The sequence below is a fragment of the Oleiphilus sp. HI0043 genome (assembly GCF_001634935.1).
In genome coordinates this window covers 1-1076 of the sequence record NZ_LWEY01001570.1, presented here as the reverse complement: position 1 = coordinate 1076, position 1076 = coordinate 1, and the positions used below count along the sequence as shown (strand labels likewise).

Below are 1076 nucleotides of genomic sequence, written 5' to 3'. Positions count from 1 at the left end.
GCAGGTGGGTCAAGTCTCGCTTGGAGGATTATCAATGGGGGATGTTACTTTGGGAGTTTTGCCCTTATCTGACTTTACTTATGATGGGCTTTTGGGGATGGATATTCTCAAGCGTTTTGAGTTTAAAATTGACCAAGAAAATCAACAGCTGGTGCTGAATCCCCAGCTGTAAGTGTGTCGCTTAATTAGTCTTTAGATCTAGATAGCCCTTCTGAATTGATGTCTCAAAAGCTTTTGCTCCTTCAGCAAGCTCTTCAAAGCGAAGGCGCAGGGTTTTGAGTTTTTTTAATTCCTCGGCACTCGGTGAGTCATCAAGATCATCATATTTTTTTCCTAGTTCATACATGAACTTTAAATAAGCTGCCCGGCTCTGGGCCACGATATTGACGATGGGTTTTAAATCGCTGGTAGAAAGTGCCTCGATTTCAGGATTAATAATCTCCCTATTCGACTTCCGATACAGCTGCTCGTAGTGCAGCATCAATCGATTAATATCTTGTTCGTCCATTGTCTTAGTCCTGTGTAATATAAACGAGTGATTGGCTAATTTATTAAGCATAGAAGGAAAATACTCGGATTCAACTTTTATCCATGCTTTGAAAAGAGAAATGTTTCTGGGCAGGGTGTCTTTGCTTTTGATATCAAGCCAAGTATGCTTCGCGCTGATACTGAATAGGTTTACGAGTGCATATGGAAAACGAGAATAAAACAAATGCTCCAAAGGAGGGGGTGTCGAGCAATATTAAAGCAAAGCAGGCAAGTGGTTTGCTTCGCTCAAGCGGTATTGTTGGAGTAATGACTATGTTGTCCCGGGTCTTCGGCTTGGTGCGGGATGTTGTCGTAGCAAACCTGTTTGGTGCTTCGGCGGGGGCAGATGCCTTTTTTGTAGCCTTTAAAATTCCAAATTTCTTTCGGCGTCTATTTGCAGAAGGTGCTTTTTCCCAGGCCTTTGTCCCAGTGTTATCTGAATACCGTAGTCAGCGCACTGAGCGAGAGGTCAGGCAGTTGGTTAACTCGGTTGCAGGTGTGTTGGGGCTGGTATTACTACTTATTACGGCTTTAGCGGTCATGGGCGC

General features: G+C 43.8%; 2 protein-coding genes. One reads left to right on the top strand and one right to left on the bottom strand.

The genetic code is table 11. The annotated features are described in order from the left end of the window. Positions 1-181: 181 nt before the first annotated feature. Positions 182-508, bottom strand: a complete 327-nt coding sequence (locus A3729_RS23420) for a hypothetical protein (protein ID WP_068516247.1) — start codon at positions 506-508, stop codon at positions 182-184. A 182-nt stretch (positions 509-690) separates the two neighbouring features. Here A3729_RS23420 and A3729_RS23415 point away from each other — a divergent pair. Further along, the coding region (locus A3729_RS23415; RefSeq protein ID WP_304439750.1) for a lipid II flippase MurJ at positions 691-1076 on the top strand (386 nt) is incomplete at its 3' end.

Excerpts from the sequence above, each read along its gene's own strand:
- A3729_RS23420 (WP_068516247.1), bottom strand. The coding sequence starts at position 508 with ATGGACGAACAAGATATTAATCGATTGATGCTGCACTACGAGCAGCTG.